This is a genomic window from Nesterenkonia ebinurensis, from assembly GCF_008711175.1.
In the GTDB taxonomy this organism is placed as follows: Bacteria; Actinomycetota; Actinomycetes; order Actinomycetales; family Micrococcaceae; genus Nesterenkonia; species Nesterenkonia ebinurensis.
The window spans coordinates 25,458-40,307 of the sequence record NZ_VWNF01000021.1; the positions used below are offsets into that span (position 1 = coordinate 25,458).

Consider the following 14,850-nt stretch of genomic DNA (forward strand, 5'->3'; position numbering starts at 1 on the left):
GGGTGCGGTTAGGTCGGTAGATCACTCAGGACGGATATCGGTGTAGTCAAAGTTCCGATAGCCCGGGGTAGGGTACCACTGGATGCCTTCTTGCATGGCGTAGACCTGGTGGAAATCGAGGAGGAAGAGGGCCGGTGGATCTTCTTTGAAGCCCTCGCTCAGCTCAATAAAGCCCTCAAGCCGCTCTTCACCTTGAAGTCTGGAGAGTCGTTCCAGCTCTTCTTCAAGATCTTCATCGCACCATAGAGACCAGGGACCTTCACATGCGGTCGCAGACCATAGGGACTGGTATGAGTCATAGTTGGTGTTGGAAAGAAGTGTGAGGGACATATCGTCCAAGGTTTTTTCCTGCAGCCCATCAAGCCACTGGTTGGAGTCCATGGAGTGTATCTCGAGGTCGAGTCCAATATCACCCAGGTTTGCCTGCACTGTTTGGATAAGTTGCGAGTCCTGGGGATACCGGCCCGAGGGGTAATTGATAATTAGCGTTTCACCGTCATAGCTGGATGCTTCCAGCAGATCTTCGGCCTGCTCCGGGTCGTATTCGAACGGCTCTACTAGATCTGCGGAAATATTCGCGTCCATAGTCCCAGTGGCCGAGGCAAGACCGTCATACAAGCTCTCAATGATGCTCTCTCTGTCTACGGCAAGATTAATCGCCTGACGCAGTTGAGGATCTTCAAGGACTTCAGTCCGGTGATTAAAAATCACGCTGAGAAACTGCCCACTCGGATTAGTGGAGATTTGGAACCCATCACCCTCCAGCGCCTCTACTTGACTAATGTCAACATCAACTGCGAAGTCAATATCACCAGCGCGTAGCTGAGCAATGCGGGTTGCGCCCTCCGTGAGCACTTGAAGGTTGACTTCCTCGAAGGCTTCACCGGTCTCAAATGCGTAGTCGTCAAACAGTTGCAGGGTGAATTCCTGGCCGGGAGTTGAGCTTTCCAATACATAGGGGCCACTGCCAATCGGATCAGCTAGGAACCCATCATTTCCTACCTCTTGGACGTAGTCCGAGGGAACAACCATTCCCGGAAGATACGCCAAGGAGTTGCGCAAAATAGGATCAGGTTCGGAGAGATGAATTATTACAGTGTAGTCATCTTCGACTTCAACGTAATCAATGAGAGCGAGGGAGCTCGTGTAAGCGGGGCCCTCAAGGCTCTCATCTTCACCTCGGACTCGGTCGAGACTGAAAGCCACATCCTCAGCAGTTAGCTCACTCCCGTCATGGAAAGTGATGCCACTGTGAATATTCATAGTGAGAGTGAGCTCATCTTCACTCAATTCGTCACTCTCCACAATATGGGGCTGAGGCAATCCATCCTCGTCAAAGTCATAGAGAGTGTCATAAATGCTATAAAGCACTGGAATAGCTGTTCCACCAGCAGTCAGCGCGGGATCCCACTCACGGCCACTGACATCATTGGCAATTCCGATCACGAGTTCACTCTGGTCTACTGTGGCGTCTCCCCCGGCATCTCCATTGACTCCATCCTCACCTCCAGGCGGGGAACAGGCGCTAGCAAGCAGAAGCGCGGTCATAAACACGGCAAGGGTGCGGGTGCTCTTCATCATGATTCCTCATTTAGGGGTGCAAGGGGCGAGCATTTCTTCAAGACTTCAGACGGCTCTGGCAGGACTACCGGAAGTCTTGTCGTAGAACGATAGTTGTAGCCTGAAATAATGGCAAGATAATATTTTGCACACTAAATATCTAGGAGATCGATAATGCTAGTGCCCGAAGAGGTTCAAACTTTCCTCTCAGTCGTACGGGCCGGGAGCCTGCTAGGTGGTTCAGAAGCAGTACATACCACACAGTCAACTGTGTCTTATCGCATCCGATCACTCGAAAACCGGCTGGGGCGACGATTGCTGCTACGAGCTAGGGGTGGCAGAGGCGTAACACTGACTAATGATGGCAGGACGTTCCTCGAGATTGCCCAACGCTGGGAACAACTCTCCTCGGAAGCGCAAGTGCTACAGGAAGAGGGTGATCTCCGATTATCTCTAGGGTCCGTTCAAGTCTTGACCAGGTACGTACTCCCACCTCTTTACGAGCACATTGTGAACAACCGGCAGGGTCTGAGCCTGCGCCTTGAGACGGGAAGCGGAGTAGATCTTGCCGAACGCGTCGCCACAGGTCATCTGCACGCTGCTTATACGGTGTTTTCACATGAGCACATCGACCTTAAAGTGACCCGTCTAGCGCGTTTCCCCATGCGGATAGTCATGAACTCCCCACCCTCACACCTTGGGAAGAAAGTGTCCGTCACATCTCTCGATCCCAACTCTGAAATCGGAATGCCCTGGGGGGCTGACTATCAGTTATGGCGCCACCAAGTCCACCTTCGACCACCACGTCTACTATCTGACACAGTCAATACCCTCGCACCCTTGCTTCGCTCTCAGGGAGTCTGGGCTTTCGTCCCGGAGTTCATGGTCCCGCAGTTGCAGAAAAGCACTAACTGCTCTGTTCTTCACCCAGAGCCAGAACCTCCACTCCAAAGCGTGTACCGCACTATTCGAAAGCGGGACAACGCTGCAACTGCTCCTGAGATCAAGTTTCTTGAAGAAGCCAGTCGCCAGGTCTGGCCTGATTGGTATCAGAAACCCGATCACTAAGCAGTCGCCTATTGCCGGAGCACCCCCAGTTTCAGTACTTGCTGCGTCATCCGGAGTTTCAACACCCATAAGATTAGCACTTCCGAAACACATAATTTACATATAACACGCCTTAAATCACTCTCAATGGCTTTCAGTTTCACTCCCCTATCGGCCGGCGGCGTAGCCTTGGGCGCCGCGGGGATTGGCGGCGGCTTTGAGCCATTCGCCGTCCCGAGCTACAGCTGAGAGCCGACCCTCGGTCCAGCCGGCACCGACTTTCAGGTCATGGCCGCGGCGAGCCAGTTCCTGAAGCACCTCGGGAGCGAACCGGTCCTCGATCATCACCTGGGCGGGGAAGGACTCCCGCGGGTAGAAGGAGCTGGGCACGTGAGTGGAGTGGAAGGCTGGAGCATCAATCGCCTCCTGCAGGTTCATCCCGCTGTGCACCAGGTTGAGGAACAGCTGAATGTTCCACTGGTCCTGGGAGTCCCCACCCGGAGTGCCGAAGGCCAACCAGGGCTTGCCGTCGCGCAGCGCGAAGCTCGGGGTCAGGGTGGTCCGCGGACGAGCCCCAGGCCGCAGCGAGTTCGGCAGACCCTCCTGCAGCCAGAACATCTGCGCCCGGGAACTGAGACAGAAGCCCAGCTCAGGGATGGTGGGGGAGGCCTGCAGCCAACCGCCTGAGGGGGTGGCGGAGATCATCATGCCGTCGGAGTCCACTACATCTACATGGCAGGTGTCTCCGCGGGTCTCCCCGTTGTGCGCCACTGTCGGTTCTCCCACTCCGGCGGCCGGCGTGGTCAGGCTGGCCTGCGGATACTCGGGCAGCACAGGTGTGCGTCCCCCAGGTGAGCCGGGCAGCAGAGCCGTGGAGGCGGCGTCGTGCGCTATCAGTTCCCGGCGGGCAGCGGTGTACTCAGGGCTGAGCAGATCGTCCAGCGGCACCTCGGTGAAGCGGGGATCGCCGTACCAAGCCTCACGGTCAGCGAAGGCCAGCTTGCCGGACTCCACGATCAAGTGCACCCAGTCGACCGAGCCTGGGGCGATGCCATCCAGGTCGAAGCCCTCCAGCAGGGCCAGCTGCTGCAGCATCACAGGACCCTGTCCCCAGGGTCCTGTCTTGGCCACGGTGTAGTTCTTGTAGTCCAGGGTGACCGGGTCTTCCACCTCGGCCTGCCAGGCGGCCAGGTCCTGGGCGGTGAGCAGGCCGGAGTTGGGCTGGCCGGAGGTGTCCTGCACAGCGTTGGAAGCGCAGAACTCGCCGATGGCCTCGGCCACGAATCCTTGGTACCAGGCGCGCTGGGCGACCTCGAGCTGGGCTTCGCGATCGCTTCCTGCGGTCTCGGCCTCCTCCACTAGGCGCATGTAGGTGCGAGCGAGCACGCTGTTGCTGAACCGGCTATTGGGGGCGGGAACCTCACCACCGGGCAGCCAGACAGCCGCGGAGCTGGGCCAGTGCTCGGCGAAGAGCTCTCTGACTGTCTCGATGGTGCGCGAGACCCGGGGCAGCACTGGGTGTCCGTTCTGGGCGAGCCCGATGGCTGGGCTCAGCACTTCCCGCAGGGTCATAGTGCCGTGGCGGGCCAGCAGAGACAGCCATGCGCCGAAGGCCCCGGGAACCACTGCGGAGAGCAGGCCGGTACCGGGCATGATTTTCAGGCCCCTCTCCTTGAGCCTGGCCACCGTGGCGGCCTGGGGCGCAGGGCCCTGGCCATTGATCACCTCGACCTTCTGCTCCTTCTCGGACCAGACCAGAATGGGCACTTCTCCGCCGGGACCGTTGAGGTGGGGTTCGACTATTTGGAGCACGAACCCGGAAGCGACCGCAGCATCGGCGGCGTTGCCTCCGCGCTCCAGGATGCTCATCCCGGTCTGTGAGGCGAGCCAATGGGTGGAGGCAACCATTCCGAAGTCGCCGAGCAGTTCGGGGCGAGTTGATTCAAGCACCCCACCAGCATAGTTGCCAGCAGCAACTGTTGTATTCGACAACAAACTCCACAGAGTTTTCCCCAGGTGGAGATAGCCGCTCCAGGACACGCCGCGCAGTCCACAGACCAGCAGGGGACTGCACGGCAGGGCATCCGAGCAGGCCACGGTGGAAGCAGCTGACCACCACCCGGTGGCGGCTAACCCACCGATAAGGAGAGAACCAATGAGTGATCAGCCAAAGGACTGTTCCCTGGCTTCACTGCACGCTGAGGAGGACGGCCTGGCCACCGCAGAGTATGGCATTGTCATGCTCGGAGCGGTAGCTTTTGCCGGACTGCTCACAGCCATCCTCACCTCGGATACAGTCCGTGGGTGGCTGGAGGCGATCGTGCAGCGAGCGTTGGGCGCCTGAGCGCAGGTGGGTCCATGATGCGGACACGGAACGCCCGACCGAGCCGAGTGAAGACCGGAGCTTGCTCCGAATCTTCCGAGACCCGACTAAACCGAGTGAAATGCGGCGTTTGCGGCGCAGTTTCCGAGGAGACTCAGGGCTGCCCGAGGTGCGGGCAGGTGACCGAGGAGCGTGAGCGAAACGACGACGAGGCCTCGCCTCCCCCTCCTTTCGTCGCAGAACGAGGCTCCGTCACCGCCGAGTTCGCACTGGCGCTGCCCGGGGTGGTGCTGGTCCTGCTGCTGGTGATCTCACTGGCGATGACCGGTGCCTCCCGGGTGGCTTTGGAGGATGCGGCCCGGGCCGCAGCCCGCGAATCCGCCCGAGGCCAGTCAGCTGCGGTGGCTGAGCAGACCGCCAGGGACACTGCCGGCGGTGACATCACTGTGACTATCTCTGCCGAGGGAGCCTACACCTCAGTGGTGGTGACCCAGCCTGTTCAGCTGATCGGTCTGATCGAGCTCAATGCGGAGATCTCTGCCGAAGCCCATGCTCGGACCGAGCATCTGGAGGGGTCAGGGGGCGTTCCGTGACCAGGAATCTGCTCAGCGGGGAGCGAGGCTCCGGCACAGTGACAGCGCTCGGCATCATCGCCGTGCTGGCGATGTTGCTGGGCCTGATCGCCGTCCTCAGCACGGTGGCCACCACCAAATCTCAAGTTGAACGGGCGGCTGACTTGGCCGCGCTTGCGGCCGCTGACACAGCCCGCGGGCTGAACATCGGAGACCCGTGCACCGTTGCAGAGCAGGTCGCTGGACACAACGGCGCAGAGTTACAGCACTGCACAGTGGGCGGCGAGCACCCCACCGAGGTAACAGTCACGGTAAACCAGGATTCCGGCGTCGTCGTCATCTCCCATCTGATCCCGGCCATGAATCTGAGTGCCTCCGCCACCTCTCGCGCGGGCCCACCCGAGGCTCTGCACGGCGATTAGCCGTCGGGTACTCAAACACCTGGCTCTGGAGGACATCTAGAGGACGCAGTAAGTCGGGCAGCACCGGCCTAAGGCCGCGTGATCTAGCCTCACCTATGACTGAACAGGGCAGAGACCGCAGCTGCTCTCCGGTAGCACTCCGCAGCTCCCAACGGTGAGGGCGACGGACCGGTACCGGACTATATCGCCGCCATACCCGACTGGAGGTCGGCACTGGGTGCGCGCCTGGATGCGCTGATCACGGAGGCGATGCCGAGGGTGCACAAAGCCTCCAAACATCCCGAGGTGCGCTACCTGGACATCTACCAGGACGATTCAATCAACGAGAGCCAGCTGCGTTCCTGGTTCCAGCAGTCCTCCCAGCCGCCGGCGAGCGCCTCTGAGCTATCCAGCCCACAGTACCGGGATGCCCAGGTACTGGGCTACATCACGCATGTTCTTATCCGCAGTGAACAGCGCCTCAGCACCGACTTTCATGCAGGAAGCCAGGTGCAGTGCGTCAAGACTCTTGACATGGACTGGGATCTCGAACGCCCTACGGAAGTCTTCAGAGTCAACCTCGACGATTTCAATGGTTTCCAGCTCCTGTTGAAAGTCGTCCCAGTCCAATCCAGTACGCACTTGGACTCTGCGCGCTTCAAGCCGTAACAGGTGTGAGGAGATCACAGTTCGGCCCTCCGCAAGTACCCAGTCTCTCTGTTGGGCCAAGGCGCCGCTGTTGTCCTGATTAAGGACGCTGCGGAGGAAGGCAGAGGTGTCAATGTAGATCATCGTTCCTCACCCCAATCGGCACGCATCTCGTGCATCAGCTCATCGAAATCCCCGTCATAATCCGTGACAGGGCGGGGAAACCCTTTCCTTATCGCCGGTCGGATCTTGCCAGCAGCTTTGAGCCGCTCATAGGGGGTCTCCGGTGCAGGGCTGATAATGAAAGATTTCCCACCACGGCCATTGCCCGGTTCAATCAGGGCAGGTTCTCCGGTCTCCTCGATCTCACGGAGGATCCGACCACTGTGCTGGTTCAGTTCCCGCTTGCTGTACTTCTTCATAAGACGCCCTCACTTTCGGGATCTCCAGAATATGACTCTTGTAGAACATTCTCTACATTTCCTTCTCTTTAGATTCCTAAAGCGTCAGGAAGCAGGCTGACTACCACAGGCGCTACCCCCAGCAGGATGAAGGCCGGAAGGAAGCAGGCACCCAGCGGAAGCATCATCTTCACCCCCAGCTTCTCCGCAGCGGCCTCGGCCTGGTTCCTACGCTCAGCCCGGGCCCGCACCGCAGCCGCCTGAAGCATCCGCGCACTCGGCGCCCCAGTGGCATAGGCGAAGCTGAGATGCTCGCAGAAACTGACCAGCTCAGAATCCTCCGTCACGGCCTCAACTGCCTGCTCCCAAGCGGCTCCGGCCGCCAGCGCCCGGTGCACTCCTGCCAGCGGCTCGGCGCCCGGAACAGACTGGGCCAGCCGGGCGAAAGCCGCCTCCACCCCCGTCCCTGCCCTCAGCAGCGCAGCGGTCAGGTCCAGCAGCACCGCAGCATCGGCCTGCTCAGCAGAGTCTCTCCGGGTACGACGCCGCCAGGAAAGCACTCTGCCCCAAGCCTGGCTGCCTGCCGCACTGCGCTCCCCCGGCAGTGCCGGCACCAGCAGCAGAACCGCTGCGGCGGCTGCTAGGGCAGTGACCAGAACCCACAGACTAGACATGGCGCATCACCGCATTAATCATCCGAGCACTCCACACCCGCCCGACCAGCAAGCACAGTACACCGCCGAGCAGGCAGGCCAAGCCGAGTCCACCGCCGAAGAGGGCTGCCAGTGGTGAGGCTCCCATGAGCTGGCCCAGCCCGAGACCACCCACCGGCAGCAGGATCAGCAGAAGCTGAGTGAGCTTGGGCCCTGCCACCGCCGTCTGCACGGCAGCCGCCAGATCTGCGGAATCATCTGCTGAGGAGGCCATCTGCTCCACCAGCTCAGAGAGCGGAGCGCCGGTCTGTTCAGACAGTGCCGTGACCGCAAGCAGCCGGTTCAGCAAGCCTCTGAGCTCGGGGTTGTGCCCCGCGGCAGATACTTCAGCGGCCATTGCTCTGCGCAGCCCCTCAGCGGTCCCGGCCCCCAGACTCTCCGCAGCAACAATCTGCTGGCACGCTGCGGTCAACGGGTGGTCGGGATCCCGCCGCCGCCAGGTCTCCCGAAGATCCATCCAGGCCTGAGCCTCGCCGCGGCCGGAGGCCAGCAGTGCTGAGAACTGTCGGAGCAGCTCAGCAGCATCCTTGCGGAGATCAGCCGGCCGAGGCATGGCCCGCAAGTGCAGTGCCGTGCGCAGCCGGACTATCGCTCCCCGCAGGGCTCTGCCGCCTCGCGGTCCTCCCGATCTCGGCGGAATCAGCACCAGCACGGCTGTGGCCGCACAGCCCATGGTGATCAGCAGCAGAAGCATGCTCATCCCAGCAGTTCCTCCCACCCCGGGCCCCTCTCGACCTGATCTGCCACCGTGGAGAGCACCGGCACCATAGCCAGCCGGGCGTCGTCGTACTTTAGGGCTGAAAGCGCCACCGGCATCCGGTGTCCGGCACCCCGCTCTACATGGACCACCGCATCCAGCGCGGCAGCCGCCTGGACGGCCACGGTCTCCGGAGTGAGGCCGGCCAGCGCACCCATCGCCACCAAGCGGGCGGGGACCGCCTCAGGGGAATTCGCGTGCACCGTGCCACCGGCCCCGGCATGACCGGTGTTCATCGCGGTGAGGAAGTCACGCAGCTCAGCCCCGCGGCACTCCCCCACGATCAGCCGGTCCGGGCGCATACGCAGGGTTTCGCGCACCAGCTGGCCCATATCAACCCGACCAGCACCCTCCACGTTGCCGCCACGGCCCTGCAGGTGCAGCACATGGGGATGCTGCGGAGAGAGCTCAGTGGTGTCCTCCACGATCACGATTCGCTCTTCAGATGGCACCTCACTGAGCATCGCGGCCAACAGCGAAGTCTTTCCCGAGCCGGTGGCCCCGGAGACCAGACAGTTGCGGCGCCGGGTCACCAGAGTTCGCACCGCCTCCAGCCACTGCTCCGCGCCGATCCAGTGCTGAGCCAGGTGCTCCAGGGTGGCGGTGGAGCTGCGCGCCACCCGCACTGAAATCAACGTGCCCTCCACAGCGATCGGCGGGATGACCGCATGGATGCGGCAGTTGCCTATCCGGCCGTCAGCGCAGGGGTGCCCCTCATCCAGCCGACCACCGGCGATAGAGACCAGTCTGCGGGCCAATGCACGGGCCTGCTCTTCGGAGCCGATCTGCTCCCCAGTGTCAGTGAGCCCGTGTTCACCGTCGGTCCAGATGCGTCCTTGCCCGTCAAGTACCACATCGGTCACCCCGGCAGTGTCCACAAACTGCTGCAGCGGACCGAGCCCTACCAGCTCATCACGCAGAGCCTTGACCAGCTGTGCAGTGGTCCCGGTACCCAGCGCCATCCCCTCGGCCCGCACCGCTTCAGCAATCCGTTCCGCGCTGACCGGCTCTGCCGATGCGGTCAGCCGATCACGGATAGCCTCCAGCTGCTGCTCACGCATCGTCTGCCCCCAGGGCACTGAGCACTGCCCCGACGAGGGCGCTGCCGCGCCGAGTACGCAGCAGCTCATAGGCCTCGGCGATGTCATCGTTGCGGGCCAGCCATTTCTGCACCGGCAGATCGGCCACCACCTGAGCGCCCAGGGCCTCCTGGACCTCCGCCGCACTCCAGCCCGGAGCAGCAAGCCCGTTGACCACCAGATGCGGCCGGTGCTGCGGCACCGCATTGATCAGCTGCTCGGCGGCATCGGCACCGCGGCGGGAGGCCCGGGTGACCACCATCAGCTCATCGATGTTCTCCCCCAGCCCAGCAAGCGTCTCAGCCTGGTGGCCGATATCGATGAGGACGACGTCGTAGGCTCGCCTGGCTGCCACCACCGCAGCATTCAGCCGTCCCGACTGAACGCGGGAAGCTGTTGTGCCGGTGAGCACCCCGATGCCGTCGAGCACCGGGACCGCCTCTCTCAGATGTGCTGCAGAAATCTCCCCCTCGATAGCGGTCAGCTGCTTCCAGTCCAGCTCCCCTCCGCTGAGACTGTGCTGTCTGCGGGCAGCGCACACGAGGTCGGCAATGCCTCTACCAGTGCCACCAGCGGCATCAATGAGCATGGGGCTGTATTCCCTGATCGCCAGTTCTGCGGCGCAGATGTAGGCGAAGGTGGTGACACCGACTCCTCCGGTTGCTCCGGCCACAGCGATCACCCGTCCCTGAGCGCGGTCCAGCACCTGGGCGGAGAGATGCTCGGTAAGCCACTTCTCGGCAGCTGGCAGCGGGACAGGGGCCAGGCCGGGTGTTTCGGCTGCCGCAGCCCAGACGGCTTCGGCATCGTGACCGACCAGCAGGCACCGCTGAGCCAGGGCTGTGGTGCGCGGCGTGCTCTGCGGGCAACAGAGCACGGCCACAGCTGAATCAGCGACCTGATCGGTGATCCCGCTCCAGCGTGCGCATGCCTCCAGGCGAACTCCCACCACTGCGGCAATCAGGGAAATGTCCTCGCGCAGCTGCTGGTCTTCGGTGACCAGCAGCAGGACTGGTTCCTCAGTGCTGGGCAGTTCCCCGGCCAGAGCCGGGGAGGCGAGTTCGTTGAGTCTCATGAGACACAGCGTGGACGCCTCCGCAGCCCTGTGGGACAGCCCACTGACAGTCTGTGGAAGCCGCGGCGTGTCGAACTGCGCACCCGGGCACCTGGGGAAAACCTTACGATCCCAGGGTCCTAGGACCACCAGGGCCACCAGAACCACCAGGGCCTTTACTTTGATATAATTGTTGCGCGGTAGAGTCCGCGGCTAAGCCATTGAGTGCATGATGTGAGCAGCAGTTTGGCCACAAAACACCCCGAAACGCTGCACAGATCACGCACTCAGCGAGAGCGAGTTGCGGCAAGAGGCGGATACCGGCAAGAGGCAGTCAGCGGCGAAAGTGGCGGGGATCGATCTCCTTAGACCGGTCCCAATCACGCTCCCAGCCGAACCGGTGCAGCATCCTGTCCAGCAGCGTGCCGGTAAACCCCCAGATGAACCAGCCTTCTTGCTCCCCGTGAGGCTCAGAGCGGCGCGACTGGGGCGCCTTAGGGCGTGAGGGCTGCGGCAACGGGGCCGAAAGTGGGCCGCCGGGAGTGCGCAGGTATGCAGGTGAGGGTAGCCGGGGGCCGCGGTGCACCACTACTGCGGTGTGCCGGTGCTGAGGCTCCACCAGGTCAGCCACCGGGATCTTCAGCACCCGGGAGACCTCGCCCGACTGCGGGGCCAGCACCCCGGGATCTTCAGCCACCGCTGCCACAGGCGTCACCACGAACCCGCTGATCCGGATAGGCGCCACCGGCAGTGTCCCGATCACGGTGACCCGTCTGGGGTCCAGCCCAGTCTCCTCCTGAGCCTCACGCAGTGCGGTGGCCACCGGACCGGAGTCGAATTCCTCAGCCCCGCCCCCGGGGAAGCTGATCTGTCCGGGATGTTTGGCCAGCTCCGGGCTGCGCTCGGTCAGCAGCACCTGCGGCCCCTCCGGAGTGGGCCAGAACAAGGCCAGCACCGCAGCTTCACGGGTGGTGGGCGGCGCTGCGCCGTGCTGGTGCACTTCACTGGCGGGAATCCCCCACCACCAGACCCCCGCTGCGGCGTCCTCAGGGCTCTGCTCGGCGTACTCAGCGCCCAACTGCACCAGTCCGCGCAGCGAAGCAGTCAGCTCCTGGTGGGTCGTGGGCAGGGGGTTCTCAGGCACCGAACGGATACCCCTCCGCAGCACTGGTCCCGCCGGCGGGGGCGGACCCCTGAGGTTCGGGACCTGTGCGAACGTGAAGCGATCCCGCGGGCCGCGTCAGGGAACCCCGCTCGACTCTCGGCCCGCTGAGGCTGGCCATCACGCCCAACACGAGTACTTCACGCATGCAACGGATATCCCTCCGCCTGCAGCTGGCGACGGGTGTAGCCGGCCAGGAACTTCTGGTGCAGCTCCTGCCTGCCCGGAGCCAGCTCATACTTCAGCAGCTGGCTGGCCGCCTCGGCATCGGTCTCGCCGATCCCGTAGCTGGGGCACAGATGCGCCACCGGGCAGGCCCCGCATGCTGGCTTCCGCGAATGACAGGTCCGTCGCCCGTGATAAATCAGCCTGTGGCTCAGGTCCGTCCAGTCCTTGGGCTCGAACAGCTCCGCAACCTCGCGCTCCACCTTCACCGGATCGGTCTCCTCGGCCATCCCCAGCCGCCGGGCCAGTCGGCCGAAGTGGGTGTCCACGGTCAGTCCCGGCTTACCGAACGCGTTGCCCAGCACCACGAACGCGGTCTTCCGCCCCACCCCGGGCAGCTTGACCAGCTCATCCAAATCATCCGGCACCTCCCCGTCATGTGCCTCCACTAGGGCGTTGGAGAGTCCCAGCAGCGAACGGGTCTTGGCCTGGTAGAACCCGGTAGGCCGGATGAACTCAGAAAGCTCGGCCTCATCCGCTGCAGCCATGGCATGAGCATCCGGGTAGCGAGCGAACAGCTGCGGAGTGATCGCATTGACCCGTACATCAGTGGTCTGCGCAGAGAGCACCGTGGCCACCAACAGCTCGAACGGGTTTTCAAAGTCCAGCTCCGCCACCGCATAAGGGTAGGTCTCCCCCAGGATCCGGTTGATCTTCCGGACTCGGCGCTTCTTGCCGATGAGCGTCTTGTCCTGCACTGCTGTGTCCATCTCCACCATCCTAGGGCCACCCGGGCCAGTCGGGCGCGTCGTCCTGCTTTCCCGTCCCGGTACCGCTCATGGCACAAAAATGACCGCTTATCGGTGATCCTGATCACTCCGCGATTGCTGTCTCGCTTGAGCGGGCCGGATCACGCTATTGTGAGGACAGACACAGCCGTCTGCCCAAGGAGGTACATTTTCATGACCACCACGCCTGACGAGAGCGTCCAGACTTTCCCGCCGAGTGCGGATTTCGCTGCTGGTGCCGTGGCCACCGCAGAGAAGTACGACGCCGCCCAAGCTGACCGCCTCGGGTACTGGGCAGACCAGGCCCGCAGCACACTGAGCTGGGACAAGGACTTCGGAGAGGTGCTGGACTGGTCCGAGGCGCCCTTCGCCAAATGGTTCGTAGGCGGGGAGCTCAACGCCGCCTACAACTGTGTGGACCGCCATGTGGAGGCCGGCAACGGCGAGCGCGTGGCCCTGCACTTTGAGGGCGAGCCCGGAGATGCCCGCCAGATCACCTACGCAGAGCTGAAGGATGAGGTGGCCCGTGCCGCCAATGCCTTCGAGTCCCTGGGCGTGGCCAAGGGCGACCGAGTGGCCATCTACATGCCGATGATCCCCGAGACCGTGGTGACCATGCTGGCCTGCGCCCGGATCGGGGCGATCCACTCAGTGGTCTTCGGCGGGTTCAGCTCGGATGCGCTGCGCTCCCGGGTGGATGACGCCGAGGCCAAGCTGGTGGTCACCGCCGACGGCTCCTACCGCCGTGGCAAGCCCTCACCGCTGAAGCCCAATGTGGACACCGCCCTAGCCCGCCCCGGGCACACCGTGGAGCATGTGCTGGTGGTCCAGCGCAACGGTGAGTCCGTGGACTTCGAAGAAGGGCGCGATATCTGGTGGCATGAGCTGGTGCCGGGCCAGTCCGCGGAGCACAGCTATGTGCCGCATGACTCGGAGCACCCGCTGTTCATCCTCTACACCTCGGGCACCACAGGTAAGCCCAAGGGCATCCTGCACACCACCGGCGGCTACCTGACCCAGACCGCGGTCACCCACCGGGACAGCTTCGACCTCAAGCCTGAGCAGGACGTCTACTGGTGCTCGGCCGATGTGGGTTGGGTGACCGGGCACAGCTACATCGTCTACGGACCCATGGCCAACGGGACCACCCAGGTGATCTACGAAGGCACCCCGGACACCCCGCATAAGGGCCGGCTCTGGGAGATCGTGCAGAAGTACAAAGTCACCCAGTTCTACACCGCTCCAACCCTGATCCGCACCTGCATGAAGTGGGGGCGGGAGATCCCCGACCAGTACGATCTCTCCAGCCTGCGCGTGCTGGGCACCGTGGGCGAGGCGATCAACCCGGAGGCCTGGCTGTGGTTCCGCGAGGTGATCGGCGCCAACAACGGCCCCGACAACCCGCCCAAGGAGAGCCCCGCGCCGATCGTGGACACCTGGTGGCAGACCGAGACCGGCGCCCATATGATCGCCCCGCTGCCCGGCGTCACCCACACCAAACCCGGCTCCGCACAGACTCCGGTGCCCGGCGTGGAGGTCGGCGTAGTAGATGAGGAGGGTAAGCCGCTGGGCAATGGCGAGGCCGGCCTGCTGGTGATCAGGGAGCCCTGGCCGGCCATGCTGCGCGGAATCTACAAGAATCCCGAACGGTACAAGGAGACCTACTGGTCCCGGTTCGGCGAGCTGTACTTCGCCGGCGACGGCGCCCGGTATGACGCCGAGGGCGACATCTGGCTGATGGGCCGGGTGGACGACGTCATGAACGTCTCCGGGCACCGGCTCTCCACCACCGAGATCGAGTCCGCCCTGGTGGCGCATGAGGCTGTGGCCGAGGCCGCGGTGGTCGGCGCCAAGGACGCCACCACCGGCGAGGCAGTGGTCGCCTTCGTGATCCTCACCGGCGCGGCCGCTGAGGCCACCAGCGACAATGAGGCCCTGGAGCAGGAACTGAGGGCCCATGTGGGCAAGGAGATCGGGCCGATCGCCAAGCCACGCAATGTGCTGGTGGTCCCCGAGCTGCCCAAGACCCGCTCCGGCAAGATCATGCGCCGGCTGCTGAAGAACGTGGCCAACGGTGACGAGGTCGGCGACGCCTCCACCCTGGCCGATCCCTCCATCATGGAGAAGATCGCCGAGGACATGCGCGCCAAGCACGGGTCCTGACCTGCCCTCCAGGCGTC

The 14,850-nt window shown here is 63.2% G+C and carries 15 protein-coding genes; 5 read left to right on the plus strand and 10 right to left on the minus strand.

The window, feature by feature from the left end:
• Nucleotides 1-21 precede the first annotated feature (21 nt).
• Entirely contained in the window at nucleotides 22-1,581 is a 1,560-nt protein-coding gene (locus F0311_RS07735) for an ABC transporter substrate-binding protein (RefSeq protein ID WP_150461371.1), read from the minus strand.
• Between the two features lie 153 nt (nucleotides 1,582-1,734).
• On the opposite strand from F0311_RS07735, the gene F0311_RS19015 reads away from it, so the two are divergent.
• Nucleotides 1,735-2,628, plus strand: coding sequence for a LysR family transcriptional regulator (locus tag F0311_RS19015; RefSeq protein ID WP_150461372.1), 894 nt, complete (start codon nucleotides 1,735-1,737; stop codon nucleotides 2,626-2,628).
• Nucleotides 2,629-2,775: 147 nt separating this feature from the next.
• Here F0311_RS19015 and F0311_RS07745 read toward each other — a convergent pair whose 3' ends face one another.
• A complete protein-coding gene (locus F0311_RS07745) occupies nucleotides 2,776-4,557 on the minus strand; it encodes a gamma-glutamyltransferase family protein (RefSeq protein WP_317982583.1) in 1,782 nt (593 codons plus the stop codon).
• A gap of 205 nt (nucleotides 4,558-4,762) precedes the next feature.
• Here F0311_RS07745 and F0311_RS07750 point away from each other — a divergent pair, with 205 nt between their 5' ends.
• The 3 genes from F0311_RS07750 (at nucleotide 4,763) to F0311_RS07760 (ending at nucleotide 5,924) form a co-directional block, all read left to right on the plus strand.
• The gene (locus F0311_RS07750; RefSeq protein ID WP_150461373.1) at nucleotides 4,763-4,951 is read left to right on the plus strand and encodes a DUF4244 domain-containing protein; all 189 of its coding nucleotides are present in this window, start codon (nucleotides 4,763-4,765) and stop codon (nucleotides 4,949-4,951) included.
• Between the two features lie 158 nt (nucleotides 4,952-5,109).
• Nucleotides 5,110-5,523, plus strand: coding sequence for a TadE family type IV pilus minor pilin (locus F0311_RS07755; protein ID WP_191089811.1), 414 nt, complete (start codon nucleotides 5,110-5,112; stop codon nucleotides 5,521-5,523).
• Nucleotides 5,520-5,924 carry an Rv3654c family TadE-like protein gene (locus tag F0311_RS07760; RefSeq protein ID WP_150461375.1) on the plus strand — a complete coding sequence of 135 codons (405 nt, stop codon included), beginning with the start codon at nucleotides 5,520-5,522 and terminating at the stop codon, nucleotides 5,922-5,924. The genes F0311_RS07755 and F0311_RS07760 overlap by 4 nt, the downstream gene beginning before the upstream one ends.
• A 384-nt stretch (nucleotides 5,925-6,308) precedes the next feature.
• Here the strand turns inward: F0311_RS07760 and F0311_RS07770 are convergent, their stop codons facing one another.
• From F0311_RS07770 to nth, 8 genes are all read right to left on the minus strand, one after another.
• Nucleotides 6,309-6,695, minus strand: a complete 387-nt coding sequence (locus F0311_RS07770) for a type II toxin-antitoxin system VapC family toxin (RefSeq protein WP_150461376.1) — start codon at nucleotides 6,693-6,695, stop codon at nucleotides 6,309-6,311.
• Nucleotides 6,692-6,973 (minus strand): type II toxin-antitoxin system Phd/YefM family antitoxin, encoded by a 282-nt coding sequence (locus tag F0311_RS07775; RefSeq protein WP_150461377.1) that lies wholly within the window; start codon nucleotides 6,971-6,973, stop codon nucleotides 6,692-6,694. Before F0311_RS07775 ends, F0311_RS07770 begins: the two co-directional genes overlap by 4 nt.
• Before the next feature lie 68 nt (nucleotides 6,974-7,041).
• On the minus strand, nucleotides 7,042-7,626 hold the full coding sequence (locus tag F0311_RS07780; RefSeq protein WP_150461378.1) for a type II secretion system F family protein: 585 nt from the start codon (nucleotides 7,624-7,626) through the stop codon (nucleotides 7,042-7,044).
• Nucleotides 7,619-8,365 carry a hypothetical protein gene (locus F0311_RS07785; RefSeq protein ID WP_150461379.1) on the minus strand — a complete coding sequence of 249 codons (747 nt, stop codon included), beginning with the start codon at nucleotides 8,363-8,365 and terminating at the stop codon, nucleotides 7,619-7,621. Before F0311_RS07785 ends, F0311_RS07780 begins: the two co-directional genes overlap by 8 nt.
• Nucleotides 8,362-9,483, minus strand: a complete 1,122-nt coding sequence (locus tag F0311_RS07790) for a TadA family conjugal transfer-associated ATPase (RefSeq protein WP_191089812.1) — start codon at nucleotides 9,481-9,483, stop codon at nucleotides 8,362-8,364. The genes F0311_RS07785 and F0311_RS07790 overlap by 4 nt, the downstream gene beginning before the upstream one ends.
• Complete coding sequence (locus F0311_RS18010) at nucleotides 9,476-10,576, minus strand: hypothetical protein (RefSeq protein WP_191089813.1); 1,101 nt, start codon at nucleotides 10,574-10,576, stop codon at nucleotides 9,476-9,478. The genes F0311_RS07790 and F0311_RS18010 overlap by 8 nt, the downstream gene beginning before the upstream one ends.
• A 313-nt stretch (nucleotides 10,577-10,889) precedes the next feature.
• Nucleotides 10,890-11,699: an NUDIX hydrolase gene (locus F0311_RS07795; RefSeq protein ID WP_191089814.1), complete on the minus strand. Its 810-nt coding sequence runs from the start codon at nucleotides 11,697-11,699 to the stop codon at nucleotides 10,890-10,892.
• A gap of 158 nt (nucleotides 11,700-11,857) precedes the next feature.
• A complete protein-coding gene (nth, locus tag F0311_RS07800; RefSeq protein ID WP_396897427.1) occupies nucleotides 11,858-12,661 on the minus strand; it encodes an endonuclease III in 804 nt (267 codons plus the stop codon).
• Between the two features lie 183 nt (nucleotides 12,662-12,844).
• Here nth and acs point away from each other — a divergent pair, with 183 nt between their 5' ends.
• On the plus strand, nucleotides 12,845-14,833 hold the full coding sequence (gene acs, locus F0311_RS07805) for an acetate--CoA ligase (RefSeq protein ID WP_150461383.1): 1,989 nt from the start codon (nucleotides 12,845-12,847) through the stop codon (nucleotides 14,831-14,833).
• Nucleotides 14,834-14,850 lie beyond the last annotated feature (17 nt).